Below are 23,803 nucleotides of genomic sequence, written 5' to 3'. Positions count from 1 at the left end.
GCCCGAGCCCGCGTGGCGTAACCCGCGGCCGCGCCGCACCCCACGTAGAAGGAGCGCCGGACGTGCCAGATAGCCTTCGCCCCATGACCTCGATGCGATCCGTTGTGCGACGCCGCCGCGCCGTCGCCGCCGCCGGCGCCGTTTCCGCCGGACTGCTCGTCCTGTCGGCGTGTGACAAGCCGACCCCGCTGTCCACGATCACCGTCGGCTCCTCCTCGGTCAGCTCGGAGGCCACCTGCGGCGGTGAGGACGGCGTCCTCAAGGCCGCGGAGCTGACGAAGTGCCTGGCCGACAAGGACATCAAGTCCATCACCGTCGACCCGGACGAGACCGTCCGCTTCGGTGTCGACCCGGAGATCGCCGACCAGCGCTGGACGATCCTGATGAACGGTCAGCCGCTCACCGAGGACAGCACCAAGACCTACCGCACCATCCCGGGCAGCGTCTTCTTCAACGCCCAGTACGGCGCCCAGGGCGACTCGACCCTGGTCTCCATCAAGGCGGGCGACGGCAAGAAGGACAGCCAGGCGGTCACCGGCCTGTGGTCGTTCAAGCTGAAGAAGGACGACTGATCACGTCCTGCGCCTGCATCCTCGTGGCCACCGCGGTCCCCGCCGAACGGGACGCGGTGGCACGGGCCTTCCCGGAGCCGGCCCGTGAGGTGCGCCTGCCCGGCGCCCCGGCCCTGCACCGCACCGGCACCGGCACCGCGTACGACCTCCTCGCGGCCGGTGTGGGCCCCGCCCTGGCCGCCGCCACCACCGCCACCGCCCTCACCGCGGCCGCTCTCGCGGGCACGCCGTACGGCCTCGTGGTGTCCGCCGGGATCGCCGGCGGCTTCGCGCCCGGGGCGCCGCTCGGCTCCCTGGTCGTCGCCGACGCGATCACCGCCGCCGACCTGGGCGCGGAGACCGCCGAGGGCTTCCTGCCGGTGACCGAGCTGGGCTTCGGCACCGTCACCCACCGCCCGCCGGCCGACCTGGTGCGGTCCGCCGCGACCGCCGCCGGAGCGCGCACCGGCACGGTCCTGACCGTCTCCACGGTCACCGGCACCGCCGCCCGGGCCGCCGCACTGCGGGCCCGCCACCCGGGCGCCCTCGCCGAGGCCATGGAGGGCTTCGGCGTCGCCGAGGCCGCCGTCGCGCACGGCGTGCCCGTGCTGGAGGTCCGCGCGGTCTCCAACCCGGTGGGCCCGCGCGACCGCGCCGCCTGGCGCGTCGGCGAGGCGCTGGCCGCCCTGACGACGGCCTTCGGGAAGCTCGCACCCGTCCTGGAGAGTTGGAACCGACATGACCGGTGACCCCTTGCAGATCGCGTACTCCCCCTGCCCGAACGACACCTTCGTCTTCGACGCCCTGGCCCACGGCCGCGTCCCCGGCGCGCCCGCGCTCGACGTGACGTTCGCGGACATCGACATCACCAACGGCATGGCCGAGCGCGGCGAGCACGACGTGCTCAAGGTGTCGTACGCCGTGCTGCCCTACGTCCTCGACGACTACGCGCTGCTGCCCTGCGGGGGCGCGCTGGGGCGGGGGTGCGGGCCGCTGGTGCTGACCGGGGAGGCCGGGCGCGGAGGCGCCTCGCCCGCCGCCGTCGGTGCGGGTCTGGCCGGCCGGACCGTGGCCGTGCCGAGCGAGCGGTCGACGGCGTACCTGCTGTTCCGGCTGTGGGCGGCCGACATGGTGCCCGGCGGGGTCGGCGAGATCGTCGTCATGCCCTTCCACGAGATCATGCCGGCCGTGCGGGACGGGAAGGTCGACGCGGGCCTGGTCATCCACGAGGCCCGCTTCACCTATCAGAACTACGGACTGCACAAACTCGCGGACATGGGCGAGCACTGGGAGTCCACCACCGGGCTGCCGATCCCGCTCGGCGCCATCATCGCGAAGCGGTCGCTCGGCGCCGCGGCCCTGACCGGCCTCGCCGACTCCGTCCGCGCCTCGGTGCACGCCGCCTGGGACGATCCCGAGGCGTCGCGCCCGTACGTCATGGAACACGCCCAGGAAATGGACCCGGCCGTCGCCGACCAGCACATCGGGCTGTACGTCAACGAGTTCACGGCCGACCTCGGCGAGGACGGCTACGCGGCCGTACGCGGACTCCTCACGCGCGCGGCGGCCGAGGGGCTGGTGCCGCCCCTCGGCCCGCGGTCACTCGATTTCCCGTAAAGCGGGTCGACGCCTTCCGGTCACACGTCCAGCTGGTCGGCGACGGCGCGCAGCAGACCCGCGATCTGCTTGCCGGAGTTCTTCTCGGGGTAACGGCCCTTCTCCAGCATCGGCGTGATGTTCTCGAGGAGGGTCGTCAAATCCTGGACGATGGAGGCGAGTTCGTCCGGCTTCTTGCGCTGGGCCGCCGCGACCGAGGGCGTCGGATCGAGGACCACGACCGAGAGTGCCTGGTCACCGCGCTGTCCGGCCACGACGCCGAACTCCACGCGCTGGCCCGGCTTGAGCGTCTCGACTCCGGCGGGGAGGACCGAGGAATGGACGAAGACGTCACCGCCGTCGTCACGGGAGAGAAAGCCGAAGCCCTTCTCATTGTTGAACCACTTGACTTTGCCGGTAGGCACGTCTGTCCTCGTCCTCGTGCTCGTCGGAAAACTGCTGGGGAAACGGCTCTTGACAACACCGCGGCGGGTCGACCTCGACCCGCCGCTACCAAGGCTAATGGTCTTCGCCCGGGTGACAAGACGTCTCCCGGTTGTTCCTTCGCGCTGGGAACTACCCTGGTCGGGTGCGTGACAAAACCCAAACGAATTCCGCCGCTCCCGGTGACCGACTGATCCGTGCCGGTGCCATCGTGTTCTTCATCGGCGCCGTGGCCACACTGGTCACCGTGGCCCCGCTGTTCCTCGGCACGACGCCGTTTCCGACCTACATGTTCGGTCTGAGCATGCTCATGGGTGTCGGGTTCCTGATCGCGGGCGCGGGGGTGTTGCGGTCCGTCGCGGCCGGGCGCCGACAGGCGCGCGGGGCGCGGTAGCCGCCGGGGCGCGGGGGCGGTGACCGCCGGGGCGCGGGGCGCTGCGGCCTTCGGTCAGGCCGCCCCGGCGGCCACGTGTCCGGTGAGCCAGGCCGGGAAGTGCGTCAGGTCCGGGAGGACCACGTCGGCGCCGGCCTCGCGCAGGTCGTCCGCGCCGCACGGGCCCGTGGGGACGGCCACCGACAGCGCGCCGGCGGTGCGGGCGCCGCGGACGTCTCCCACGTGGTCGCCCACGTAGACGCCGGCGCCGTGCTCGCGCAGCGCCACCGCCTTCTGCTCCGCCCACAGGTTGCCGACGACGGCGTCCGCCTCGATGCCCAGGTGCGTCAGGTGGAGCTCGGCGTTCGGCTCCCACTTCGCGGTGACCACGATCGCCCGGCCGCCCGCCGCCCGCACCGCCTCGACCGCCTCCCGTGCGCCGGGCATGGCGGACGTGCGGGTGACGGCGTACTCCGGGTAGATCTCCCGGTACAGGTCGGCCATCGCCGCGACCCGCTCCGCCGGGAACCACTGCGCCATCTCGTCCTCCAGCGGCGGCCCCAGCCTCGTCACCACCAGATCCGCGTCGATGTACGTCCCGCTGCGGGCGGCCAGTTCCACATAGGCGGCGTGGATGCCCGGCCGGGAGTCGATGAGGGTCATGTCGAGATCGAACCCGACGACGGGAGCGGCGGAGCGCGGGGAAGTCATGCCCCCATTCTGCCGAGCCCCCGCGGGGGCCGCGGTGTCGCGGCCCTCGCGGGGCCACGGCGTCCCGTGCCCCCGCCCGTCCGGCCGCGGGCAGGCGCCCCGTGCCGTCCGCGCGGCTGCCCGCCGACCGCCGCCCGGGTGCGGGCGCCGACCCCGGGCGGGCGCCGATCCGCCCCGACTCGCGGGTCCGCGTCCCGGTGTCCGCGGCGAGTAGCCGCCGGCCTGCGGCTGCCCGCGGGGCCCGGCGGAGATCCCCCGATCGAGTCACGCCGAGAGCGCGAGAGGCACCCCGCAACACCGGCCGCGCGAGCCGCCACCCACACCGGACACCCCCGGCAGGCAGCCCCCGGCCGGCTCACCGGGACCGCCCCGAAGCAGCCGCCACACGCTGCGGACGGGCCCGCCGCCAGGAGGGAACGGGCCCCGAGCGAGCGAGGCCGGCAGCGGGAGGCACCCCGCAGCACCGGCCGCGCGGCGGCACCGGCACCGGGCGCCCTCGGCGTGCGGCCCCCTGGCCGGCTCGCCGGGACCGGCCGGAGGCAGCCGCCGCACGCTGCGGGCAGGCCTGCCGCTCGGCGAACGGGACCCCCGCTCGGGCGAGGCCGGGAGTGGCGGCACCCCGCAACACCGGCCGCGCGGCCCGGTTCGGCGGCACCGGCGCCGGCCCGCCTTCGGCGTGCGGTCCGCCGCCCGGTCGGCTATCTGGTCCGCTGGGAGCGCCACACCAGGAACAGGGCCGAGGCCAGGGCCGCGCCGCGCAGGACCCACGGCCAGGTCTCGGCCAGTGCCTCGTTCATGTGGCCCTCGGGGATCGGGGCGCCCCAGCGGCCGGCCGTACGGCCCCAGAGCCAGCCGACGCCCGCGGCGACGGCGAGACCGGGCAGGACCATGACCGCCCACTTGGTCTCGCGGTCGGACAGCCGCCGGGAGGCGTAGGCGATGGCCCAGCCGACGAGCAGCGCGAGCCACTGGCCGGTCACCGTGCCCGCCACCAGGCAGGCGGCGGCGATGAGCAGCAGCGGGTTGCTCCAGCGGCCGCGGGGCAGCGCCGGAAGGAAGCGGCGGCGGGCGGCGGGCTCCTCCGGGTCCGATTCCGGTACCGGCGCCGTGGGGGGCGCCTTCCCCTGCGCCGACGGGGACGCCGGCGGGGGCGGCGGCCTCAGCATGTCCGCGATCTCCACCCCGCCGACGAACCCCGGCACCTCCTCCCCCAGCCCGAACGGGGTCGCCTCCCGGCGCCACCAGTCCGGGGTCTCCCCGACACCGCCCAGTTCGTGCGCGCCCGCGCGGTGCGGCGGCGACGGGACGTCCGGGGCGGCGGCGGGCGCGTCGGGGCGCTGCCGGGGGCCGGGCACGACGCGCCGCAGCCCTTTGGGCCGCCGTCCGGAGGCGTCCGGCGGTTCCTGCTGCCGCTGGACGGGCACCGCGGCGGGCGGGGCCTGCGGTTCGGCGCCGCCGCGGGTGCCGCCGACCGCCGAGACGACCTCGTCGGGGCTGCCGAGCCGGTCGAGGATGCGGCGGACGGCGGCCGGGCTGTCGACGGGCGCCCTGGCGCGGCGCCGGTCGATCTCGTTGCGCAGTTCGGACACGAGCCGCATGCGCGTGGCCGACGACAACTGCCGCTGCTGCGCCACGTCGCCGACGCGGCTCAGATACTCGTAGACGACCTGATCGCTTTCGATACCCACGAAGTCCCCTCCGGGGCCGGTGCCTTGGATACCCCGCGACACGACGTTAGCGCAGCGTGGCCGCCGCCCGGCCGTTCACGACGGCGGGCGGGGGGAGGGAGTTCGGCGCCTGCGGGCGGAGGCGGTCGCCGCGGTCGCCGTACTCGCGGCGGGAGTTCCGCGGCTCCGGGGCCACCGGGGAAATGTTCCGTTCGTCCGTCACCCGCCCGGCGCACGGGTTCCCGGCCCCGGCGGCACCCTCTTCCCGGGCCCGCCACCCGCTACCGTGGAGCGGATGAGCAGCGACGAGAAGCCCTCGGCCCCGCGTTCCCTCGCGGAGGCGCTCCGTGCCCGGGACGACACGTCCCTGGCCGCGCTCCTGCGCGCCCGCCCCGACCTCGTCACGCCGGTCCCCACCGACCTCACCCAGCTCGCCACCCGCGCCGGGACCCGGGCGTCGGTGGTGCGGGCCCTGGAGCGGCTGGACCGGTTCACGCTCCAGACGGCGGAGGCGCTGGCCGTGGCGGCGGAACCGGCGGCGTACGAGGAGCTGCTGGGGCTGATGGCGGGGGACGAGCGGGACGCGGCCGTCGCCGCCGCCCTTCCGGGGGCGGTGGCCGTGCTGCGGGAGCAGGCCCTGGTCTGGGGCGACGACGACCGGCTCCGGCTGGTGCGCACCGCGCGCGAGCTGCTCGCCCCGTCCCCGCAGCACCCCTCGCCGACCGGGCTCGGCCCGTCCGTGCGGGAGGCCACCGCGGGCATGTCGCCGGGCCGGATCCAGGAGATCGTGACGGCCGCCGGGCTGCCGTCCACCCATGACCCCGTCTCCGCGGCCGGCGCGCTGGCCGGCCTGTTCGGCGACCGCCGGAAGATGGGCGCGCTGCTCGCCGGGGCTCCCGCCGAGTCCCTCGACGTACTGGACCGGCTGGTGTGGGGGCCGCCGTACGGGCAGGTCACCGCCGAGCCGGGGGCCCGGCTGCGCTGGCTGCTGGACCGGGGGCTGCTGCTGCCGACCTCGCCCGGCACGGTCGTCCTGCCGCGCGAGGTGGCCCTGCACCTGCGGGCAGGCCGCGCGCACCGCACGCCCGAGCCGGTGCCGCCCGCCGTCGAGCCGGCCGCGACGCACCGTCCGCAGGTGGTGGACGCGGCCGCGGCGGGGCAGGCGTACACCGCGACGGCGACCGTCGAGGAGCTGCTGAAGGAGTGGGACGAGGGCGGGCCGGCGGTGCTGCGCGCGGGCGGGCTGAGCCTGCGGGACCTGAAGCGGACGGCCGTCGCCCTGGACGTGTCGGAGCCGATGGCCGCGTTCTGGGTCGAGCTGGCGTACGCAGCCGGGCTGGTCGCCTCCGACGGCGAGGCCGACGAGCGGTACGCGGCCACCCCGGCCTACGACGAGTGGCTGGAGCTTCCGGCCGCCGAGCGCTGGGTCCGGCTGGCTCAGGCCTGGCTGGCGGGGACCCGGACGCCCGGGCTGGTCGGCGGGCGGGACGCGAAGGAGCGGACGCTGTCGGCGCTCGGGCCGGGCCTGGACCGCTCGGCCGCGCCGGAGGTGCGCCGCCGGGTGCTGGCGCTGCTGGCCGGGCTCACGGAGGGCACCGCGCCGACCGCCGAGTCGGTGCTCGCCCGGCTGAGCTGGGAGCGCCCCCTGCGCGGACCCCAGCGCGAGGACGACCTGCGCGCCCGGCTGGCCGGCTGGGCCCTGTCGGAGGCGGAACTGCTGGGCGTCACGGGCCGAGGCGCCCTGTCGTCCCAGGGCCGGGCCCTCCTCGGCCCGGCGGCGGACCGGCCGGCGGCCCGAGGCGACGAGGCGTCTCCCGCGGCCGGAGGCGCACACGCCGCACCGGGCCCCGGCGACAAGCTTCCCTTCCCCCACCACACCGCGGCCACGGCCGCGACGACCCTCGCGCCCGGCCCTCTCCCGGCCGCCGAGCAGGCCGCCGCCTCCGCCGCCGCCGTGCGGCTGCTGGCGCCGCTGCTTCCCGAGCCGCTGGACCACGTGCTGCTCCAGGCTGACCTCACCGCGGTGGCGCCGGGCCCGCTGCACCGGCCGCTCGCCGACATGCTGGGCGTGCTGGCCGACGTCGAGTCGAAGGGCGGGGCGACCGTCTACCGCTTCACGCCCGGTTCCGTACGCCGCGCCCTGGACGCCGGCCGTACCGCCTCCGACCTGCACGCCTTCCTCGCGGAGCACTCCCGTACGCCGGTCCCGCAGCCGTTGGCGTACCTGATCGACGACGTGGCGCGCCGGCACGGGCATCTGCGGGTGGGCGCCGCCTCGGCGTACGTGCGCTGCGACGACGACGCGATGCTGAACGAGATCCTCGCCGACAAGCGCGCCGTCGCCCTGCGGCTGCGCCGTCTCGCGCCGACCGTACTGGCGGCCGGGGCCGACCCGGCGGCCCTCCTCGACGGGCTGCGGGCGATGGGGTTCGCGCCGGCCGCCGAGTCGGCGGAGGGCGACGTCCTGATCACCCGCGCCGACGCCCACCGCAGCCCGCCCCGCACCGCACCGGAACCGGTGCCGGAGGGTCCGCCCGTCCCCGACGACACCTTGCTGTCGGCCGCGATCCGGGCGATCCGCGCCGGTGACCTGGCGTCCACGGCCCCCCGCAAGCCGGCCGACGACGCCGCGGCGCAGGCGCCCGGCGCGCTGCCCCGCACCTCGCCCGCGGAGACCCTCGCCACCGTGCAGGCCGCCGTCCTGACCGGCGAGGCCGTGTGGATCGGCTACGTCAACGCCGAGGGGTCCGCCAGCCAGCGCGTCATCGCCCCGGTCCGGGTGGAGGGCGGCTTCGTGACGGCGTACGACCACACCGCGGACGAGGTCAGGACGTACCCGCTGCACCGGATCACGGGAGTGGCGGAGCTGGCGGACGACCAGCCGTAGCCGCGTGCCGGCGCAGGGCCGCCGCGCCGTCGGGGACGAACGTGCGGCGCCCGGCCATGTCCCACAGCTCGCTCTCGGTGACCCAGGCGTACCGGTCGATCTCCGCCGGGTCGGGGGTGAGGCCGCCGGTGACGACGGCTTCGTGGACGCCGAGCCAGTACGGGCTGATCGCTCCCCGGCACAGGAACCTGAACAGGGGCCGGACCGGCGCCCGCACGCCGAGTTCCTCGGCGAGCTCACGGGCGGCGGCCCGCTCGTAGGACTCGCCGGGCTCGACGGCTCCGCCGATCAGCCAGTTGTGACAGCCGGGGAAGCGGGACACGGTCTCCGGCCGCCGGTGCACCAGGAACCGGCCGTGCGCGTCGCGGCAGACGGTCGTGGCGACGCGGTGCAGCCACTGGCGGGCGACGGCCTCGCCGCGGTCCACCACCCCGATCACCCGATCCTGTTCGTCCACCCGTTCGACCCGCTCGCCCGTGGCTGTCATGAAGGCCACTGTGGCGCACCCCCGCCCCCGTCGCGGCCGGTAGGGCACACTGGACGTTTGGCCGCGTGCCACGGCCGTGAAGGGAAGGGTGCCGCGCGTGAATGGTCCACTCATCGTCCAATCGGACAAGACCCTGCTCCTGGAGGTCGACCACGAGCGGGCCGACGCGTGCCGTCGGGCCATCGCGCCGTTCGCGGAGCTGGAGCGGGCGCCCGAGCACATCCACACCTACCGGCTGACCCCGCTGGGCCTGTGGAACGCGCGCGCCGCCGGGCACGACGCCGAGCAGGTGGTGGACGCGCTCGTGGAGTTCAGCCGGTACCCGGTGCCGCACGCGCTGCTGGTGGACATCGCCGAGACGATGGACCGCTACGGGCGGCTGACGCTCAGCAAGCATCCCGCGCACGGTCTCGTACTGACCACCACGGACCGGCCGGTCCTGGAGGAGATCCTGCGGTCCAAGCGGGTCGCCCCGCTGGTCGGGGCCCGGATCGACCCCGACACGGTCGCCGTGCACCCCTCCGAGCGCGGGCAGATCAAGCAGACCCTGCTGAAGCTGGGCTGGCCCGCCGAGGACCTCGCGGGGTACGTCGACGGCGAGGCGCACCCGATCGAGCTGGCCGAGGACGGCTGGGCGCTGCGGCCCTACCAGAAGCAGGCCGTGGAGAACTTCTGGCACGGCGGGTCCGGCGTCGTCGTCCTGCCCTGCGGTGCGGGCAAGACGCTGGTGGGGGCGGGGTCGATGGCGCAGGCCAAGTCGACCACGCTGATCCTCGTCACCAACACCGTCTCCGCCCGGCAGTGGAAGCACGAGCTGATCAAGCGGACGTCGCTGACCGAGGAGGAGATCGGCGAGTACAGCGGGACGCGCAAGGAGATCCGCCCCGTCACCATCGCCACCTACCAGGTGCTGACGACCAGGCGGAAGGGCGTCTACCCGCACCTGGAGCTGTTCGACTCCCGTGACTGGGGGCTGATCGTCTACGACGAGGTGCACCTGCTGCCGGCGCCGGTCTTCAAGTTCACCGCCGACCTCCAGGCGCGGCGCCGGCTGGGCCTGACGGCCACGCTGGTGCGCGAGGACGGCCGCGAGTCGGACGTGTTCTCCCTCATCGGGCCGAAGCGGTTCGACGCTCCGTGGAAGGAGATCGAGGCGCAGGGCTACATCGCGCCCGCGGACTGCGTCGAGGTCCGGGTGAACCTGACGGACTCCGAGCGGCTCGCGTACGCGACCGCCGAGGCCGAGGAGAAGTACCGCTTCTGCGCCACCACCGAGACCAAGCGGAAGGTGACGGAGGCGATCGTGCGGCGGTTCGCCGGGCAGCAGATCCTCGTCATCGGGCAGTACATCGACCAGCTCGACGAGCTGGGGGAGCACCTGGACGCGCCGGTCATCAAGGGCGAGACGTCCAACGCCCAGCGCGAGAAGCTGTTCGAGTCGTTCCGGCAGGGCGAGATCAGCGTGCTGGTGGTGTCGAAGGTCGCGAACTTCTCGATCGACCTGCCCGAGGCGACGGTCGCCATCCAGGTGTCGGGCACCTTCGGCTCGCGCCAGGAGGAGGCGCAGCGGCTGGGACGGGTGCTGCGGCCGAAGGCGGACGGCCACCAGGCGCACTTCTACTCGGTCGTCGCCCGCGACACGCTCGACCAGGACTTCGCCGCCCACCGGCAGCGCTTCCTCGCCGAACAGGGCTACGCCTACCGGATCATGGACGCGGACGAACTGCTGGCGGAGGACGTCTGAGCGGGAGCGGGAGCGGGGGCCACGGCGCGGGCGGAGGACGCCCGAGCGGGGCGGGGCCTACGGCGCGGGCAGGGTGAACACCAGGAACAGCACGGTCAGCGGCGGCAGCAGTGACGCGGCGGCCAGGCAGGCGCGCACGGCCGACCAGCGGCGCTTCCAGGGCAGGGCCCAGGCGGCGACGAAGGCGGCCAGGGTGACCGGTCCGCCGAGTTCGAGGATGCCGTAGATCAGCGTCAGGGACGTGTTCAGCGCCGCCGAGCAGTCGTCGGGACCGCAGCTGTCGGTCGCCATCGCCGAGAGACCGCCCAGGAACAGGGCCGCCGGCGCCAGGAAGATCAGCAGAACTGTCGCGACGAGCGGGGCCACCCAGGCATGGCGGTCCTGGTCGGCGGGGACCGGGACGGGCATCGCGTGCGGTCCCGGGTACGGCGCGGGGTGCGGTGTCGTCATGCCCCGAGCCAACCGCCGGGCGGTGCGGGTGGGCATCGGCGCGGGTACTCAGGCCGGGCGCCGCACGTACTCAGCCGCGCGGCGGGACCAGCACGAGGTGCTTGCGGCGGACGCCCACCTCCTCGCCGTACTCGCCGAGGATCACCACGTCGAAGGCCGCGCCCGCGAAGACGCGGATCGCGTGCAGGGCGTCGCCCAGACGGTGGTGGTGGCCGCCGGAGACGGGGGTCGCGCCGGGCGGGCGGCCCGGGGCGGGGGCTGGGGTGAAGGTCGCTGTGCTCATACCTCCATGGTGCGATCGCGGACATAAGGGCGGCATCGGTCCCGGGGGCCACTTCGGGGGGCCTCCCGTCCGCCTCCGGGCGGAGCGGTTCCTCCGGGGAGAGGGGCCCGTCCCCCAGGGGACGGGGAGAAGAAGGCAGGCGGCAGGACGGGCAGGCGGGCAGGACGGAGGCCGGGCGGAAACCCGTTGGCTTCGCGAGGCCCCCAGGTCCTAGAATCTCCGCTCTTGCCCGCCTCCCCAGGGAGCGCCGCCGCCCGGACGGAAACCGGACGGCTTTCCGCAGTCACCCCTTTCCGCAGGCCCGGAGGCACCCCCTTGTCCACGCCCGTGTCCGCCGCCGACCCGCTCCTCCGCGAGCGCTCCCACCTCGCCGCCTCCCGCGCCGCGCTGCGCGCCATGCGCGAGGACGTGCAGTCCCTCGACATCAGCGACGTCACCGCCAACTGGGTCAACGCGCAGATCCTGGAGCGCCAGATCGCCGACCGCGTCAAGGCGCTCGCCGACCTCAGCGACACCCCGCTGTTCTTCGGCCGGCTGGACTACCTCCGCGCCCCCGGCGCCGAGCGGGCCGAGGGCGCGGAAGGGGAACGCTTCTACATCGGGCGCCGGCACGTCCACGACCACGACGGCGACCCGATGGTCATCGACTGGCGCGCGCCGGTCTCGCAGCCGTTCTACCGGGCCTCCAGGAAGGACCCGATGGACGTCGGCCTCAGGCGCCGCTTCGGCTACACCGGCGGCGACCTCACCGCGTACGAGGACGAGCACCTCTCGGACCCGGCCGAGGCGGCCGGCACCAGCAAGCTGCTCCAGCGGGAGATCGAGCGGCCGCGTGTCGGTCCGATGCGGGACATCGTCGCCACCATCCAGCCCGAGCAGGACGAGATCGTCCGCAGCGGGCTGGGCGGCTCGGTGTGCGTGCAGGGCGGCCCCGGCACCGGGAAGACGGCCGTCGGCCTGCACCGGGTGGCGTACCTGCTGTACGCGCACCGCGAGCGGCTGGCCCGCACCGGCACGCTGGTCATCGGCCCGAACCGGTCCTTCCTCAGCTACATCGAGCAGGTGCTCCCCGCGCTGGGCGAGCTGACGGTCCGCCAGGCCACCGTCGACGACCTCGTCGCGCAGGTGGAGGTGCGGGGCACGGACGAGGCCCCCGCGGCGGTCGTCAAGGGCGACGCGAGGATGGCCGAGGTGCTGCGGCGGGCGCTGTACTCCCACGTCACCCTGCCGACCGAGCCGGTCGTCGTCGTCCGCGGATCGCGCCGCTGGCGGGTCCCGGCGTACGAACTGGAGCAGATCGTCCGCGAGTTGCTCGACCGCGACATCCGCTACGGTGCCGCCCGCGACGCCCTCCCGCAGCGCGTCGCGCACGCCGTGCTGGTGCAGATGGAGCGGGCCGGAGAGGCGCCCGACGACCGGGTGCAGGACGCCGTGGCCCGCAACAGCGCCGTCAAGGCCGCCGTGAAGGCCGTCTGGCCGCCCGTCGACCCGGCGAAGCTGGTGCTGCGGCTGCTCACGGACGCGGAGTTCCTCGCGGAACACGCGGAGGGGATCCTGACCGAGGAGGAGCGCACGGCGATCCTGTGGGCGAAGCCGGTGCGGTCGGTGAGGTCGGCCAGGTGGTCCGCCGCGGACGCGGTGCTGATCGACGAGGCCGGCGACCTCGTGGAGCGCACGCACTCCCTGGGCCATGTCGTCCTCGACGAGGCGCAGGACCTGTCCCCCATGCAGTACCGCGCGGTCGGCCGCCGCTGCACCACGGGCAGCGCGACCGTCCTGGGTGATCTGGCGCAGGGCACCACGCCCTGGGCGACGCGCAGTTGGGAGGAGGCCCTCGCGCACCTCGGCAAGGCCGACGCGGTCGTCGAGGAACTGACGGCCGGTTTCCGCGTCCCGACGGACGTCATCGCCTACGCCTCCCGGCTGCTGCCGCACATCGCGCCGGGCCTGACGCCGGTCGCCTCCGTCCGGGAGAACCCCGGCTTCTTCGAGATCCGCGCGGTGTCGCACGACGGGGACGTCGTCGCCGCCTGCGAGGAGTCGCTCCGCAACGAGGGGTCGACGGGCCTGATCGCGGCCGACGCCCGCGTGCCCGCACTGGCGAAGGCCCTCGGGGCGGCGGGGATCCCCTTCCTGGCCCCGGGCGAGGAGACCACCCGGGAGACCCGCCTGACCCTGGTCCCGGCCTCCCTGGCCAAGGGCCTGGAGTACGACCACGTCGTCCTGGACGAGCCGGGCGCGGTGGTGGAGGCCGAGCCGGACGAACGGACGGGACTGCGCCGCCTGTACGTGGCGCTGACCCGAGCCGTCTCGGGGCTGGTGGTCACCCACGCCACCGCCCTGCCGCCCCAACTGGCCGACCGGTGACCGCCCTTCCGCCCCCGGTCCCCGTTCGAGCGGGGACCGGGGGCGGGGGAGGCGTTCCTCCGCTCCCGGCGCAGGCCCCGGCCCCCTCGCCTCACCCCTCGTCCAGTACCCGCCGCCACTCCCCCACGGCCTCCGCCGACACCGGCCCCCGCCAGCCGTCCGGCCGGGCCGCCCCGCCGATGTGGAACGCGTCGACGCCCGCCGCCCGCAGCGCCGGCACGTGTTCGAGCCGCAGCCCTCCCCCCACCAGAACCTCCTGCTCGTACCCCTGCTCCCCCTGCCGGCCCGCCTCCGCGACCAGCACGGGCAATCCGTCGTCGACGCCCGCGGCCGATCCGGCCGTGAGGTAGGTGTCGAGTCCGGGCAGTCCCTCGCACTGCTTGCGCAGGGCGTCCCGGTCGGCCGTGTGGTCGATGGCCCGGTGGAACGTCCACGGGCAGCCGTCCAGTTCCGCGACCAGCCGCTCGACGGCGGCCAGGTCCACGCCGCCCTCCGCGTCGAGGAAGCCGAGCACGAACTGGTCCGCCCCGGCCGCCCGCAGCGTTCCGGCGGCCCGGACGAGCCGCCCGACGTCACCGGCGGCGAACCCGTCGGTCAGGCGCAGCATGACGCGCAGGTCGATGTCGACGGCGGCCCGGACGGCGGCGAACGTCGCGGCGGGCGGGGTGAGCCCGTCGGCGGCGATGTCGGTGACCACTTCGAGGCGGTCGGCGCCTCCGGCCTGGGCGGCGACCGCGTCCTGCGCGTCGAGGGCGATCACCTCCAGGACTGCACGCTTGCTCATGGGACCCCATTCGTCGACGGCTCTACAGGTCTAGTCCAATTCCAGGGTACGCCTGCGAGCCGCCGCGCTCACCCCCGCGTCCCCGGCCGGGCCGGGCGAGAATGACGGCATGGCCGACCACCCCGCACCCGACCGCCCCCGCGCCGGGGACACCGCCCCGCAAGCCCTGCGCGCCCGCTTCCGCCGCACCCTCGAAGCCGCCCGCGCCCCGGCCTCCGCCGCCGGTCCCGCCGCCCCGGCCGCCCCGGACCCCGCACCCTACGCCGACGACCTCCTGCGCCGCTGGCAGGAGCCGCAGCGCCGCTACCACACGCTCACCCACCTCACCGCGGTCCTCGACCGGATCGACACGCTCCAGGAGTACGCCGACGACCCGGACGTCGTCCGCCTGGCCGCCTGGTTCCACGACGCCGTCCACCTCCCCGACCGCTCCGAGAACGAGGACCGCTCCGCCCGCCTCGCCGAGCGCGCGCTCCCCGAGGCCGGACTGCCGGCGGCGAAGACCGCCGAGGTGGCCCGCCTGGTCCGGCTCACCGTCACCCACGACCCGGCCGACGACGACCGCGACGGCCAGGTGCTGTGCGACGCCGACCTCGCGATCCTCGCCGCGCCACCGTCGGCGTACGCCGCCTACGCGGCCGAGATCCGCGAGGAGTACCACTTCCTGCCCGACGACGCCTTCCGCGAGGGCCGGGCCGCCGTACTGCGCCGTCTCCTCGGCCTGCCCCGCCTGTTCCGCACCCCGTACGGGGCGGGGCGGTGGGAGGCGACCGCCCGGTACAACATGCGCGCGGAGCTGGACATGCTGTCGATCTGAGCCCCGCGCCCGCCTACCCTGCACGTCATGCGCGCATGGGGCGGGGATCAGGTGACGGAGGCCGTGGCGGGCTGCGTGGAACTGCTGCGGACGGTGGCGGACAAGGACTGGACCGGTGTGCGGGCCGGCCGGCTGGAGTGGACCTGCCGGCGGACGGCGGAACACATGGCGAGCGATCTCATCGCCTACGCCGGGCAGTTGGCGGGCCGGGCGCAGACGGCGTACGTGCCCTTCGAGATCGCCTTCGACGAGGGCACCGACCAGGCGGGCGTCCTGGACGTCGTCGAGACCACCGGCGCCCTGCTCGCCGCCACCGTCCGCACCACCCCGCCCCGGGTCCGCGCCTTCCACCCGTACCCCTTCCGCAGCGCGAACCGCGAGGGCTTCGCCGCGATGGGCATCGCCGAGGTCCTCCTGCACACCCACGACATCGCCGAGGGCCTGGGCCTGGCGTACGAGCCGCCCGCCGGGCTGTGCGAGGCCGTCCTCAGCCGGATCTTCCCGCACGTGCGGCCGGGCCCCGAGCCCTGGCCGACCCTGCTGTGGGCCACCGGCCGCGGCGAGCTGCCCGGCCGCGCCCCGGTCACCGGCTGGCGCTGGCACAACAACCTGGTCCTGCCCACCGAACGCCTCACCCTCGAAGGCCTCACCCCGGCGGCCGCCGCCGACCTGGTCGCGGGCGGCGACGGCGGTTTCGGCTGGCTCGGCGACGCCCCCTACGAGGGCACCCGCGAGGTCGCCGCCGGCCTGCTGAAGGCGTACGACGCCGGGGTGCACCGGCCCGAGTTCGGCGTGTTCGTCATCGTCCGGCGGGCGGACGGCCGGGCCGTCGGCAGCCTGTGCTTCCACGGGATGCCCGACGAGGAGGGCCGCACCGAGATCGGCTACGACCTCGTGGCGCCCGCCCGCGGCCACGGCTACGCCACCGAGGCGGTCGACGCCCTCGCGAGGTGGGCGCTCGCGCGGGACGACGTACACCTGCTGTACGCGGCGGTGGAGGAGGCGAACACCCCCTCGCAGGCCGTGCTGACCCGCGCCGGGTTCGTCCGGGCCGACGTGGCGCGGGAGCCCCTCCTGGAGGACGACACGCTACGGCTGTACACGCGCCGCGCCCCGCGGTCCTGCGAGCCATCCCGTCCCTAGGGCAGGCGGCGCCCCTTGGGCCGCCGCAGTCCGGCCGCCGTCAGCAGCCGTACCACCTCGCGGCTGCTGACCCGCACCGCGCCGGCCGCGACCACGTCGGGGTACCGGTGCGAGGGAATGTCGTAGTGGTCGCGTTCGAACGCCCGCCGGGGCACGCCCAACCCGTCCGCGAACGCGTGCAGTTCGTCGAAGGACACGTCGCTGACGAGGTGGGACCACATCCGTCCGTGGCCGGGCCAGTCCGGCGGATCGACGTAGATCGTCACGCGCGCCTCACGAGGCCCGGCCGGACGCAGGCCCCAGCGACCCGACCGCCGCGACCTTCACACCCGCCCGGTGGCACACCCAGTGCGGGTCGGGCCCGAGTTCGGGCTCGACCTCCAGGGCGTGCGGGTCGCCCGAGCCGCACACCGGGCAGATCGGCCAGCGGCCGTGGCGCTCCAGCAGGGCGTCCTGCACGTCCTGCGCCACCAGTCCGGCCACGAAGGCCACCCCGTCCGGCCACTGCTCCACCCACCAGCGCCGCTGCGTCACGGACTCCTCGACCAGGGACACCACGTCCGCCGCGGCCACCTCGCCCGAGGCCAGGTCGGCGAGGACGAGGGCGCGCGCGGCGTGCAACGCCTGCTCCAGTGGGCTGATGCGGGCAGGGGAGGGATCCATGCATCCATTGTGCGCACTCTTGACCGTGGCACCGGGCCGGAAATATTTTTCAGGGGTGACCCAGGACGTGACGGAAATTTTCGGCGGCGCCCTCGCCGCCCGGGTCCGCGCGCTCGCCCCGTCCATGACCCGCTCGATGCAGCGCGTCGCCGAGACCGTCGCGGGCGACCCGGCGGGCTGCGCGGCGCTCACCGTCACGCGCCTCGCGCAGCGCACCGGCACCAGCGAGGCGACCGTCGTGCGCACCGCCCGGCTGCTCGGCTACCCCGGCTACCGCGACCTGCGGCTCGCCCTCGCCGGGCTCGCGGCGCAGCAGCAGTCCGGCCGCGCCCCCGCCCTCACCACCGACATCGCGGTCGACGACCCGATCGCGGACGTCGTCGCCAAACTCGCCCGCGACGAACGGCAGGCCCTCGCCGACACCGCCGCCGGGCTCGACACCGTGCAGCTCGGGGCGGCGGTGGCGGCGGTGGCCGCCGCCCGCAGGACGGACGTCTACGGCGTCGGCGCGTCCGGGCTCGTCGCCCAGGACCTCGTGCAGAAGCTGCTGCGGATAGGGCTCGTGGCCCACGCCCACAGCGACCCGCACCTCGCGGTGACGAACGCGGTGCAGCTGCGGGCGGGGGACGTCGCCGTCGCGATCACGCACTCCGGGTCGACGCGGGACGTCGTCGAACCGCTGCGGGTCGCCTTCGAGCGGGGCGCCACGACCGTCGCCGTCACCGGGCGGCCGGGCGGGGCGGTCGCACAGTACGCGGATCAGGTGCTGACGACGTCGACGGCCCGGGAGAGCGAGCTGCGGCCGGCGGCGATGTCGTCCAGGACCGGCCAGCTGCTGGTGGTGGACTGCCTGTTCGTGGGGGTGGCGCAGCGCACGTACGACACGGCGGCACCGGCGCTGGCCGCGTCGTACGAGGCCCTGGCGCACCGGCACCGGTAGACCGTGGGGACACGTCGACCGCCCTGCGCCGGAGTCGGCCGACCCGCGCCGGAGAGAAAGAGCCGCTGCCATGACCTCCACCCCCCGCCCCGACGACCTGCTCGCCCAGCTCGGGTCGCTCACCACCGAGGCCTTCCGGCCCGAACTCGCCGAGATCGACCGGCTGCCCACCCTCGACATCGCCCGGCTCATGAACGGCGAGGACGCCAGGGTGGCCGCCGCCGTGGCCGCGCGGCTGCCCGAGATCGCCGCCGCCGTCGACGCGATCGCCGCGCGGATGGAGCGCGGCGGGCGGCTGGTGTACGCCGGGGCGGGAACGGCCGGGCGGCTCGGCGTGCTGGACGCGTCCGAGTGTCCGCCGACCTTCGACACCGCCCCCGGCCAGGTCGTGGGACTCGTCGCGGGCGGGCCGCCGGCGATGGTGACCTCCGTCGAGGGCGCCGAGGACTCGCGGGAGCTGGCGCGGGCGGATCTGGCCGGGCTCGCGCTGACCGCCGGGGACACGGTGGTCGGGATCTCCGCGTCGGGGCGCACCCCGTACGCGCTCGGCGCGGTGGAGTACGCGCGCTCGGCCGGTGCGCTGACCGTCGGGCTGGCCTGCAACCCGGGCAGTGCGCTGGCCGCGGCCGCCGAGCACGGCATCGAGGTGGTCGTCGGTCCCGAGCTGCTCACCGGGTCGACCCGGCTGAAGGCGGGCACCGCGCAGAAGCTGGTGCTGAACATGCTGTCGACGATCACGATGATCCGGCTGGGCAAGACGTACGGGAACCTGATGGTCGACGTGCGGGCCTCGAACGAGAAGCTGCGGGCCCGCTCGCGGCGGATCGTCTCGCTGGCGACGGGCGCGGACGACGCGGAGATCGAGCGGGCCCTCGACGTCACCGGCGGCGAGGTGAAGAACGCGATCCTCGTGCTGCTCGCCGGGGTCGACGGGCCGTCGGCCACCCGCCTTCTGGAGGAGTCCGGCGGCCGTCTGCGTGCCGCGCTCGCCGCCGCGCGCTCCTGACCCGCACGCTCAGCAGGTGCCTACCGATGACCGTGCCACAGCCGCCGCGCTCCTGCCGCTGGTCGGCGGCCCCGCGAACGTGACCTCCGTCGCCCACTGCATGACCCGGCTGCGGCTGGGCCTCGCCGATCCGTCACGGGCGGACGAGGAGGCGCTGCGGGCGGTGCCCGGGGTGCTGGGGCTCGTCGTGGACGGCGGTTCGTACCAGGTGGTGCTCGGACCGGGGGTCGTCGGGCGGGTGACGGCGGCGTTCGAGGAACTGGTGGGAGGGCCGACGGTGGCGGTGGAACTGGCGGCGCGGGGAGCGGAGTTGAAGGGCGAGCGGCAGCGGCGCAACGCCACGCCCGGCAGGACCGCGCTGCGCCGGCTCGCCGCCGTCTTCGTGCCCCTCATCCCCGCCCTGATCGGCTGCGGAGTCCTCGCCGGCGTCAACGGGCTGCTGGTCAACGCCGGCCTGCTGCCCCGGCTGACGCCCGCGCTGGCCGCCGTGGCGTCCGCCTTCATGGCGCTGATCGCGGTGTTCGTCGGCGTCAACACGGCGAGGGAGTTCGGCGGCACGCCCGTGCTGGGCGGGGCGGTGGCGGCGATCGTGGTGTATCCGGGCGTCGGGAAGGTCACGGCGTTCGGGGTGGCGCTCGCCCCCGGCCAGGGCGGGGTCCTCGGCGCGCTGGCGGCGGCACTGCTGGCGGCGCACGTGGAGAAGTGGTGCCGGGGCCGGGTCCCGGCGGCCCTCGACGTGCTGCTGACCCCGACCCTGACCGTCCTCGTCGCGGGCCTGGCCACGCTGTACGGCCTGATGTGGGCGGCCGGCGCGGTCTCGACGGCGATCGGCACGGCGGCGGACTGGCTGCTGACGACGACGGGCGCGTTCGCCGGGCTGGTCCTGGGCGGGCTGTTCCTCCCGCTGGTGATGCTGGGGCTGCACCAGGCCCTCATCCCCATCCACACCACGCTCATCGAACAGCAGGGCCACACCGTGCTGCTGCCCGTCCTGGCGATGGCGGGCGCGGGCCAGGTCGGCGCGGCCCTCGCGGTCTACGTCCGCCTGCGCCACGACACCTCGTTGCGCACGACGATCAGGTCGGCGCTCCCGGCAGGCCTGCTGGGCATCGGCGAACCCCTCGTCTACGGCGTCTCCCTCCCGCTCGGCCGCCCCTTCCTCACGGCCTGCGCGGGCGGGGCGGCCGGCGGGGCCTTCGTCGGCTTCTTCGCGATGCTCGGCGACCGGGTCGGCGCGACCGCCATCGGCCCGTCCGGCTGGGCGCTGTTCCCGTTGCTGGCGGGCAACCGGGGGCTGGGCGTGACGGCGGCGATCTACGCGGGCGGGCTGCTGATGGGGTACGCGGTCGGGTTCGCCGCGACCTACGCCTTCGGCGGGGTCGCGGCGGCGGCCACGGCCGTCACTCCGGTCCGCGACCCGCACCGCTCCTGAGATCCGGCGCCGCCGGCACTCCGACGCCGGGCTGCCTGCGGGTCAGATGATCCGCTTCATGACGATCATGCGCTGCTTGAAGGGGGCGTCCCCGCCCCAGGACAGGACGGCGAAGACCTCCCCGCCGGGGGCGCCGTGGATCTCGGGCGAGGCGGTGGCCGCGGCCCCGGTGCTGACGCGGGACCAGCCCGTGAAGTTCTGGCCGCCGTCGGTGGAGCGGTTGACCCAGAGTTCGTGGTCGTTGGGGCTGATGCAGCCGATGGCGAGGTTCTGCTGCGCCTGGTAGCCGGGGTCGTTGGTGTCGGTCGTGGGAGAGGCGGGGCCCCCACGGCCGACCTCGACGGACTCGCACTCGCCGCCGCCGGGCAGTTCGGCGAAGGACGCGTTCTGCACGCTGTTCATGTCGGTGCGCGAACGGGAGATGTAGACGCGGTTGTTGAGCCCCCGCGCGACCTCGAGATTCATGATGTTATTACTGATGGAACGGCTGAACGTGGATACGCTCGCCACCATGCCGTTCACCCGCGGGGAGTGCTGCGTGCCCCAGTCGCCCAGCGGGAACGACGGTGCGCCGTTCCACAGCTCCATGTTGTGCACGTACACCTGCTGGTCGCGCACCGTGTAGAGGACGACGTTGTTGATGCCGCTCGCCGTGGTGATGCCGGTATTGGTGCGGAAATTGCCCGGTACGTTGTCCCAGTCCGACCACAGGTTGCCTGCCGCGCCGCGGAGGATGCTGTAGTAGACCACGCCGTCGGTGCCGACGTGGAAGACGACCAGTCGGGAGTCCTGCAGGCCGCCGGTGCCGATGTTGAGCAGCGAGACGACCTCGGGTCGGTGATAGGTGCGGGCGCCGCCCGGCATCACCTGCCAGGCGCCGTTGCGGTACCGCCACCAGATCTGGTTGTCGTTCCCGCGCACCACCTCGTAGAGGTCTCCGCGGAACCACTGCGCGGACAGCGCGTCGGGCGACCTGGCGTCACCGCCCTCGTTGATCCACGACCCCTCGGTGGCCGCGGCGGGTCCGGCCGACACGCCGAGCAGCAGCGCCAGTCCGGCCAGCAGGGCCACCCACGCGCGCGGCAGGAGTCCGATTCCCCTGTTCCGTAAGCCTCTTGTCCTCATCGTCTGTCCTCTCGTCCTCGTCAGCGCACCGCGGCGGTCCGTGGACCGGGCTGCCGCCTGCCGGTCGGAATCCGCCGCCCGGGCCCGGAGGACTCTAGGGAGGAAACACCCACCGGACTTGCGCGTGCGTGCACCGGTTGTGTGCTGAGAAGGCCCGGCGAGCGCCCGGGCGGCCGTGCTGCCCGGGATGCAGGGAGCCCCGGGCGGGGCCGGACGCGGGCGACGGGTGGGCTGCCGCCGCCGGCGTCCTGACGGCGAGAAACCGCGTCCGGCCGGGCCGCCCTACCCTGGGTGTCATGAACCACGCCCAGCTCACCGCTCTCGGTCGTGCTCTCCGACTGCTCGGGGAGCACGGCGAGGCGCTGACCGCCGACACCCCCGACGCCCGGCTGCACGAGATCAAGGCCGATCTGCGGCGCGCCCTGGACCTGCTGGACGACAGCGTCGTCGGAGCCGCGCCCACCACCCGCTGCGCCGAGCACCCGAACGGCCCGGTCGACAAGGCGGCGCACGACCTGTGCCTGCTGTGCGAGACACGTCGCCGCGCGGCCCGGCGCGCCGAGTACAACGGCCCCGCCCCGCAGGCGCCCCCCACCGCTCCGGCCCCCTCCCGGTACGGCGCCCGCGCCGACCGCCCGCAGCCGCAGCAGCGGTGGCTCGCGGAACTGTGGACCGGACAGGAGTGGCATCTGTGCGGCACGCCGAGGCGGGACCGGCGTGAGGCGGAGCTGTACATCAACGCCCTGCGCCGCGGCTCCCGCCCCGCCATGGCGTACCGCCTGGTGCACGAGTTCACCGACTACGAGGTGCTGCGCGTCTGGGGCACCCCGGTGAAGGTCGACATCGAGCCGCTGGGCAACCTGTAGGCCGGCCGCATCCCTGCGGCCGGCCCGCTCCGGTCCGCCCCGGCCGGTGTCAGCTCAGGGTCTTCAACGCCGCCGCGTCGTACGGCTTCAGCTCGTCGAGGCGGCCGGCCAGGACCTTGGCGGCCCACTCGGGGTCCTGGAGCAGCGCGCGGCCGACGGCCACCAGGTCGAACTCGTCGCGCTCCAGCCGGTCGAGCAGGTCGTCGAGGTTCTTGACGGCGGAGCCCTCGCCCTGGAAGGCCTTGAGGAACTCGCCGTCGAGGCCGACCGATCCGACGGTGATGGTGGGCCGGCCGGTCAGCTTCTTCGTCCAGCCCGCGAGGTTGAGGTCGGAGCCGTCGAACTCGGGGACCCAGTAGCGGCGCGTGGAGGCGTGGAAGGCGTCGACACCGGCCGCGGCGAGCGGGGCGAGGATGGCCTCCAGCTCCTGCGGGGTCTCGGCGAGGCGCGCGTCGTAGGCCTCCTGCTTCCACTGCGAGTAGCGGAAGACGACCGGGAACTCCGGCGACACCGTCCCGCGTACGGCGGCGACGATCTCGGCCGCGAAGCGGGTGCGGGCGACCGGGTCGCCGCCGTAGGCGTCGGTGCGGCGGTTGGTGCCCGCCCACAGGAACTGGTCGACCAGGTAGCCGTGGGCGCCGTGGATCTCCACGCCGTCGAAGCCGATGCGTTCCGCGGCGGCGGCGGCCTCGGCGAAGGCGCCGATGACGTCGTCCAGGTCGCGCCGGGTCATCGCCTTGCCGGTGCCCTCGGCGCCGTCCAGGCGCAGGCCGGAGGGGCCGACGGCGGGGGCGTCCGCGACGGGCGGCTGGCCCTGCTCGCGGACCATGCCGATGTGCCACAGCTGCGGCATGATCGTCCCGCCGCCCGCGTGCACGGCCTCGGCGACCTTCGCCCAGCCGGCCAGCTGCTCCTCGCCGTGGAACCGCGGCACCCGGTCGCTCTGCCCGGCCGAGTCGTGACCCACGTACGTGCCCTCGGTGACGACGAGACCGACACCGGCGGCGGCGCGGCGGCCGTAGTACGACGCCACGTCCTCGCCGGGGATGCCGCCGGGCGAGAACATGCGGGTCATGGGCGCCATGGCGATGCGGTTCGGCACGGTCAGGCCGTTGAGGGAGACGGGACGCGCGAGGATCTCGGCGGCTCGGGTGGCGGCGGGGGTGGCAGTCACGACAGAGGACTCCTCAAAGAGGTCACGGCGGACATCGAGCGGCGGACATTCCGGGCGGTATGTGCACATGCAAGAACCGCCCTCCCTCTCAACGGCGGTCCCGCCTCCGCCATTCCACCCGCTCCCCCGCCGCCCCTGTGATCCGAACCACGCCGGCCGGGCCCAGCGGGGCGGCCCACGGCCGCACGGGGCGGCCCACGACAACCCCGTACTACGACGTCGGCGCCCGAAACGCCCGAGGGCGGTACCCCCTGCCGGTGCAGGGGGTACCGCCCTCGGTGGAAAACCGAGCC

Annotated in this window: 25 protein-coding genes; 13 read left to right on the top strand and 12 right to left on the bottom strand. The window is 75.0% G+C overall.

Annotation, left to right across the window (positions count from 1 at the left end):
- Window positions 1-92 precede the first annotated feature (92 nt).
- The 3 genes from ACIP5W_RS16825 to ACIP5W_RS16815 are packed head-to-tail and all read left to right on the top strand — an operon-like array spanning window position 93 to window position 2,168.
- Window positions 93-572, top strand: a complete 480-nt coding sequence (locus ACIP5W_RS16825; protein ID WP_401473335.1) for a DUF2771 domain-containing protein — start codon at window positions 93-95, stop codon at window positions 570-572.
- Complete coding sequence (locus ACIP5W_RS16820; RefSeq protein ID WP_401473160.1) at window positions 542-1,300, top strand: futalosine hydrolase; 759 nt, start codon at window positions 542-544, stop codon at window positions 1,298-1,300. The genes ACIP5W_RS16825 and ACIP5W_RS16820 overlap by 31 nt, the downstream gene beginning before the upstream one ends.
- A complete protein-coding gene (locus tag ACIP5W_RS16815; RefSeq protein WP_401473157.1) occupies window positions 1,290-2,168 on the top strand; it encodes a 1,4-dihydroxy-6-naphthoate synthase in 879 nt (292 codons plus the stop codon). The genes ACIP5W_RS16820 and ACIP5W_RS16815 overlap by 11 nt, the downstream gene beginning before the upstream one ends.
- 20 nt (window positions 2,169-2,188) lie before the next feature.
- On the opposite strand, the gene ACIP5W_RS16810 is transcribed toward ACIP5W_RS16815, so the two are convergent.
- On the bottom strand, window positions 2,189-2,572 hold the full coding sequence (locus tag ACIP5W_RS16810; RefSeq protein WP_401473154.1) for a cold-shock protein: 384 nt from the start codon (window positions 2,570-2,572) through the stop codon (window positions 2,189-2,191).
- Window positions 2,573-2,736: 164 nt separating this feature from the next.
- Between ACIP5W_RS16810 and ACIP5W_RS16805 the strand changes: the two genes are divergently transcribed.
- Window positions 2,737-2,985: a hypothetical protein gene (locus ACIP5W_RS16805; RefSeq protein ID WP_382785468.1), complete on the top strand. Its 249-nt coding sequence runs from the start codon at window positions 2,737-2,739 to the stop codon at window positions 2,983-2,985.
- Between the two features lie 54 nt (window positions 2,986-3,039).
- Here the strand turns inward: ACIP5W_RS16805 and ACIP5W_RS16800 are convergent, their stop codons facing one another.
- The 3 genes from ACIP5W_RS16800 to ACIP5W_RS16790 form a co-directional block, all read right to left on the bottom strand.
- Window positions 3,040-3,675: an HAD family hydrolase gene (locus ACIP5W_RS16800; RefSeq protein WP_401473151.1), complete on the bottom strand. Its 636-nt coding sequence runs from the start codon at window positions 3,673-3,675 to the stop codon at window positions 3,040-3,042.
- A gap of 698 nt (window positions 3,676-4,373) precedes the next feature.
- Window positions 4,374-5,363, bottom strand: coding sequence for a hypothetical protein (locus tag ACIP5W_RS16795; RefSeq protein ID WP_401473148.1), 990 nt, complete (start codon window positions 5,361-5,363; stop codon window positions 4,374-4,376).
- A 46-nt stretch (window positions 5,364-5,409) separates the two neighbouring features.
- Window positions 5,410-5,538, bottom strand: a complete 129-nt coding sequence (locus tag ACIP5W_RS16790) for a hypothetical protein (protein ID WP_401473145.1) — start codon at window positions 5,536-5,538, stop codon at window positions 5,410-5,412.
- Window positions 5,539-5,637: 99 nt separating this feature from the next.
- Here ACIP5W_RS16790 and ACIP5W_RS16785 point away from each other — a divergent pair, with 99 nt between their 5' ends.
- On the top strand, window positions 5,638-8,229 hold the full coding sequence (locus ACIP5W_RS16785) for a helicase-associated domain-containing protein (protein WP_401473142.1): 2,592 nt from the start codon (window positions 5,638-5,640) through the stop codon (window positions 8,227-8,229).
- Here the strand turns inward: ACIP5W_RS16785 and ACIP5W_RS16780 are convergent.
- Window positions 8,192-8,716: an NUDIX hydrolase gene (locus tag ACIP5W_RS16780; RefSeq protein WP_401473139.1), complete on the bottom strand. Its 525-nt coding sequence runs from the start codon at window positions 8,714-8,716 to the stop codon at window positions 8,192-8,194. The genes ACIP5W_RS16785 and ACIP5W_RS16780 overlap by 38 nt on opposite strands.
- A 97-nt stretch (window positions 8,717-8,813) precedes the next feature.
- Here ACIP5W_RS16780 and ACIP5W_RS16775 point away from each other — a divergent pair, with 97 nt between their 5' ends.
- Window positions 8,814-10,460, top strand: a complete 1,647-nt coding sequence (locus ACIP5W_RS16775; protein ID WP_401473136.1) for a DNA repair helicase XPB — start codon at window positions 8,814-8,816, stop codon at window positions 10,458-10,460.
- 57 nt (window positions 10,461-10,517) lie between these two features.
- On the opposite strand, the gene ACIP5W_RS16770 is transcribed toward ACIP5W_RS16775, so the two are convergent.
- Window positions 10,518-10,910: a hypothetical protein gene (locus ACIP5W_RS16770; RefSeq protein ID WP_401473133.1), complete on the bottom strand. Its 393-nt coding sequence runs from the start codon at window positions 10,908-10,910 to the stop codon at window positions 10,518-10,520.
- Between the two features lie 70 nt (window positions 10,911-10,980).
- Complete coding sequence (locus ACIP5W_RS16765) at window positions 10,981-11,193, bottom strand: hypothetical protein (protein WP_401473130.1); 213 nt, start codon at window positions 11,191-11,193, stop codon at window positions 10,981-10,983.
- A 315-nt stretch (window positions 11,194-11,508) separates the two neighbouring features.
- On the opposite strand from ACIP5W_RS16765, the gene ACIP5W_RS16760 reads away from it, so the two are divergent.
- Complete coding sequence (locus ACIP5W_RS16760) at window positions 11,509-13,560, top strand: HelD family protein (RefSeq protein WP_401473127.1); 2,052 nt, start codon at window positions 11,509-11,511, stop codon at window positions 13,558-13,560.
- A gap of 91 nt (window positions 13,561-13,651) precedes the next feature.
- On the opposite strand, the gene ACIP5W_RS16755 is transcribed toward ACIP5W_RS16760, so the two are convergent.
- Window positions 13,652-14,344, bottom strand: a complete 693-nt coding sequence (locus ACIP5W_RS16755; protein ID WP_401473124.1) for a copper homeostasis protein CutC — start codon at window positions 14,342-14,344, stop codon at window positions 13,652-13,654.
- A gap of 109 nt (window positions 14,345-14,453) precedes the next feature.
- Here ACIP5W_RS16755 and ACIP5W_RS16750 point away from each other — a divergent pair, with 109 nt between their 5' ends.
- Both ACIP5W_RS16750 and ACIP5W_RS16745 read left to right on the top strand, forming a co-directional pair.
- The gene (locus ACIP5W_RS16750) at window positions 14,454-15,161 is read left to right on the top strand and encodes a hypothetical protein (protein WP_401473121.1); all 708 of its coding nucleotides are present in this window, start codon (window positions 14,454-14,456) and stop codon (window positions 15,159-15,161) included.
- A gap of 27 nt (window positions 15,162-15,188) precedes the next feature.
- A complete protein-coding gene (locus tag ACIP5W_RS16745; protein WP_401473118.1) occupies window positions 15,189-16,304 on the top strand; it encodes a GNAT family N-acetyltransferase in 1,116 nt (371 codons plus the stop codon).
- Here the strand turns inward: ACIP5W_RS16745 and ACIP5W_RS16740 are convergent.
- The gene (locus tag ACIP5W_RS16740) at window positions 16,301-16,570 is read right to left on the bottom strand and encodes a DUF4031 domain-containing protein (protein ID WP_401473115.1); all 270 of its coding nucleotides are present in this window, start codon (window positions 16,568-16,570) and stop codon (window positions 16,301-16,303) included. The two genes, ACIP5W_RS16745 and ACIP5W_RS16740, sit on opposite strands and share 4 nt — an antisense overlap.
- A gap of 7 nt (window positions 16,571-16,577) precedes the next feature.
- The gene (locus ACIP5W_RS16735) at window positions 16,578-16,967 is read right to left on the bottom strand and encodes a hypothetical protein (RefSeq protein WP_401473112.1); all 390 of its coding nucleotides are present in this window, start codon (window positions 16,965-16,967) and stop codon (window positions 16,578-16,580) included.
- A gap of 55 nt (window positions 16,968-17,022) precedes the next feature.
- Here ACIP5W_RS16735 and ACIP5W_RS16730 point away from each other — a divergent pair, with 55 nt between their 5' ends.
- The 3 genes from ACIP5W_RS16730 to ACIP5W_RS16720 all read left to right on the top strand — a co-directional run bounded on the left by ACIP5W_RS16730 (window position 17,023) and on the right by ACIP5W_RS16720 (window position 20,345).
- Complete coding sequence (locus ACIP5W_RS16730) at window positions 17,023-17,907, top strand: MurR/RpiR family transcriptional regulator (RefSeq protein ID WP_401473109.1); 885 nt, start codon at window positions 17,023-17,025, stop codon at window positions 17,905-17,907.
- 70 nt (window positions 17,908-17,977) lie between these two features.
- Entirely contained in the window at window positions 17,978-18,913 is a 936-nt protein-coding gene (murQ, locus tag ACIP5W_RS16725) for an N-acetylmuramic acid 6-phosphate etherase (protein WP_401473106.1), read from the top strand.
- 16 nt (window positions 18,914-18,929) lie between these two features.
- Window positions 18,930-20,345, top strand: a complete 1,416-nt coding sequence (locus ACIP5W_RS16720) for a PTS transporter subunit EIIC (protein WP_401473103.1) — start codon at window positions 18,930-18,932, stop codon at window positions 20,343-20,345.
- 42 nt (window positions 20,346-20,387) lie between these two features.
- Here ACIP5W_RS16720 and ACIP5W_RS16715 read toward each other — a convergent pair whose 3' ends face one another.
- Window positions 20,388-21,470, bottom strand: a complete 1,083-nt coding sequence (locus tag ACIP5W_RS16715; RefSeq protein ID WP_401473100.1) for a hypothetical protein — start codon at window positions 21,468-21,470, stop codon at window positions 20,388-20,390.
- A gap of 296 nt (window positions 21,471-21,766) precedes the next feature.
- On the opposite strand from ACIP5W_RS16715, the gene ACIP5W_RS16710 reads away from it, so the two are divergent.
- Window positions 21,767-22,336, top strand: a complete 570-nt coding sequence (locus ACIP5W_RS16710) for a hypothetical protein (protein ID WP_401473097.1) — start codon at window positions 21,767-21,769, stop codon at window positions 22,334-22,336.
- A 49-nt stretch (window positions 22,337-22,385) separates the two neighbouring features.
- Here ACIP5W_RS16710 and ACIP5W_RS16705 read toward each other — a convergent pair whose 3' ends face one another.
- Entirely contained in the window at window positions 22,386-23,510 is a 1,125-nt protein-coding gene (locus tag ACIP5W_RS16705) for an NADH:flavin oxidoreductase (RefSeq protein ID WP_401473094.1), read from the bottom strand.
- Window positions 23,511-23,803: the final 293 nt, after the last annotated feature.

Origin of the sequence: Streptomyces sp. NPDC088766 (assembly GCF_044750845.1) — a bacterium.
Lineage (GTDB): Bacteria > Actinomycetota > Actinomycetes > Streptomycetales > Streptomycetaceae > Streptomyces.
The sequence above is the reverse complement of the archived record's forward strand: the minus strand, read 5'-3'. Positions and strand labels throughout refer to the sequence as shown.

Excerpts from the sequence above, each read along its gene's own strand:
- ACIP5W_RS16800 (WP_401473151.1), bottom strand. The coding sequence starts at position 3,675 with ATGACTTCCCCGCGCTCCGCCGCTCCCGTCGTCGGGTTCGATCTCGAC.
- ACIP5W_RS16710 (WP_401473097.1), top strand. The coding sequence starts at position 21,767 with ATGAACCACGCCCAGCTCACCGCTCTCGGTCGTGCTCTCCGACTGCTC.
- ACIP5W_RS16780 (WP_401473139.1), bottom strand. The coding sequence starts at position 8,716 with ATGACAGCCACGGGCGAGCGGGTCGAACGGGTGGACGAACAGGATCGG.
- ACIP5W_RS16825 (WP_401473335.1), top strand. The coding sequence starts at position 93 with ATGCGATCCGTTGTGCGACGCCGCCGCGCCGTCGCCGCCGCCGGCGCC.
- ACIP5W_RS16735 (WP_401473112.1), bottom strand. The coding sequence starts at position 16,967 with ATGGATCCCTCCCCTGCCCGCATCAGCCCACTGGAGCAGGCGTTGCAC.
- ACIP5W_RS16770 (WP_401473133.1), bottom strand. The coding sequence starts at position 10,910 with ATGACGACACCGCACCCCGCGCCGTACCCGGGACCGCACGCGATGCCC.
- ACIP5W_RS16750 (WP_401473121.1), top strand. The coding sequence starts at position 14,454 with ATGGCCGACCACCCCGCACCCGACCGCCCCCGCGCCGGGGACACCGCC.
- murQ (WP_401473106.1), top strand. The coding sequence starts at position 17,978 with ATGACCTCCACCCCCCGCCCCGACGACCTGCTCGCCCAGCTCGGGTCG.
- ACIP5W_RS16745 (WP_401473118.1), top strand. The coding sequence starts at position 15,189 with ATGCGCGCATGGGGCGGGGATCAGGTGACGGAGGCCGTGGCGGGCTGC.
- ACIP5W_RS16765 (WP_401473130.1), bottom strand. The coding sequence starts at position 11,193 with ATGAGCACAGCGACCTTCACCCCAGCCCCCGCCCCGGGCCGCCCGCCC.
- ACIP5W_RS16715 (WP_401473100.1), bottom strand. The coding sequence starts at position 21,470 with ATGAGGACAAGAGGCTTACGGAACAGGGGAATCGGACTCCTGCCGCGC.
- ACIP5W_RS16755 (WP_401473124.1), bottom strand. The coding sequence starts at position 14,344 with ATGAGCAAGCGTGCAGTCCTGGAGGTGATCGCCCTCGACGCGCAGGAC.
- ACIP5W_RS16815 (WP_401473157.1), top strand. The coding sequence starts at position 1,290 with ATGACCGGTGACCCCTTGCAGATCGCGTACTCCCCCTGCCCGAACGAC.
- ACIP5W_RS16785 (WP_401473142.1), top strand. The coding sequence starts at position 5,638 with ATGAGCAGCGACGAGAAGCCCTCGGCCCCGCGTTCCCTCGCGGAGGCG.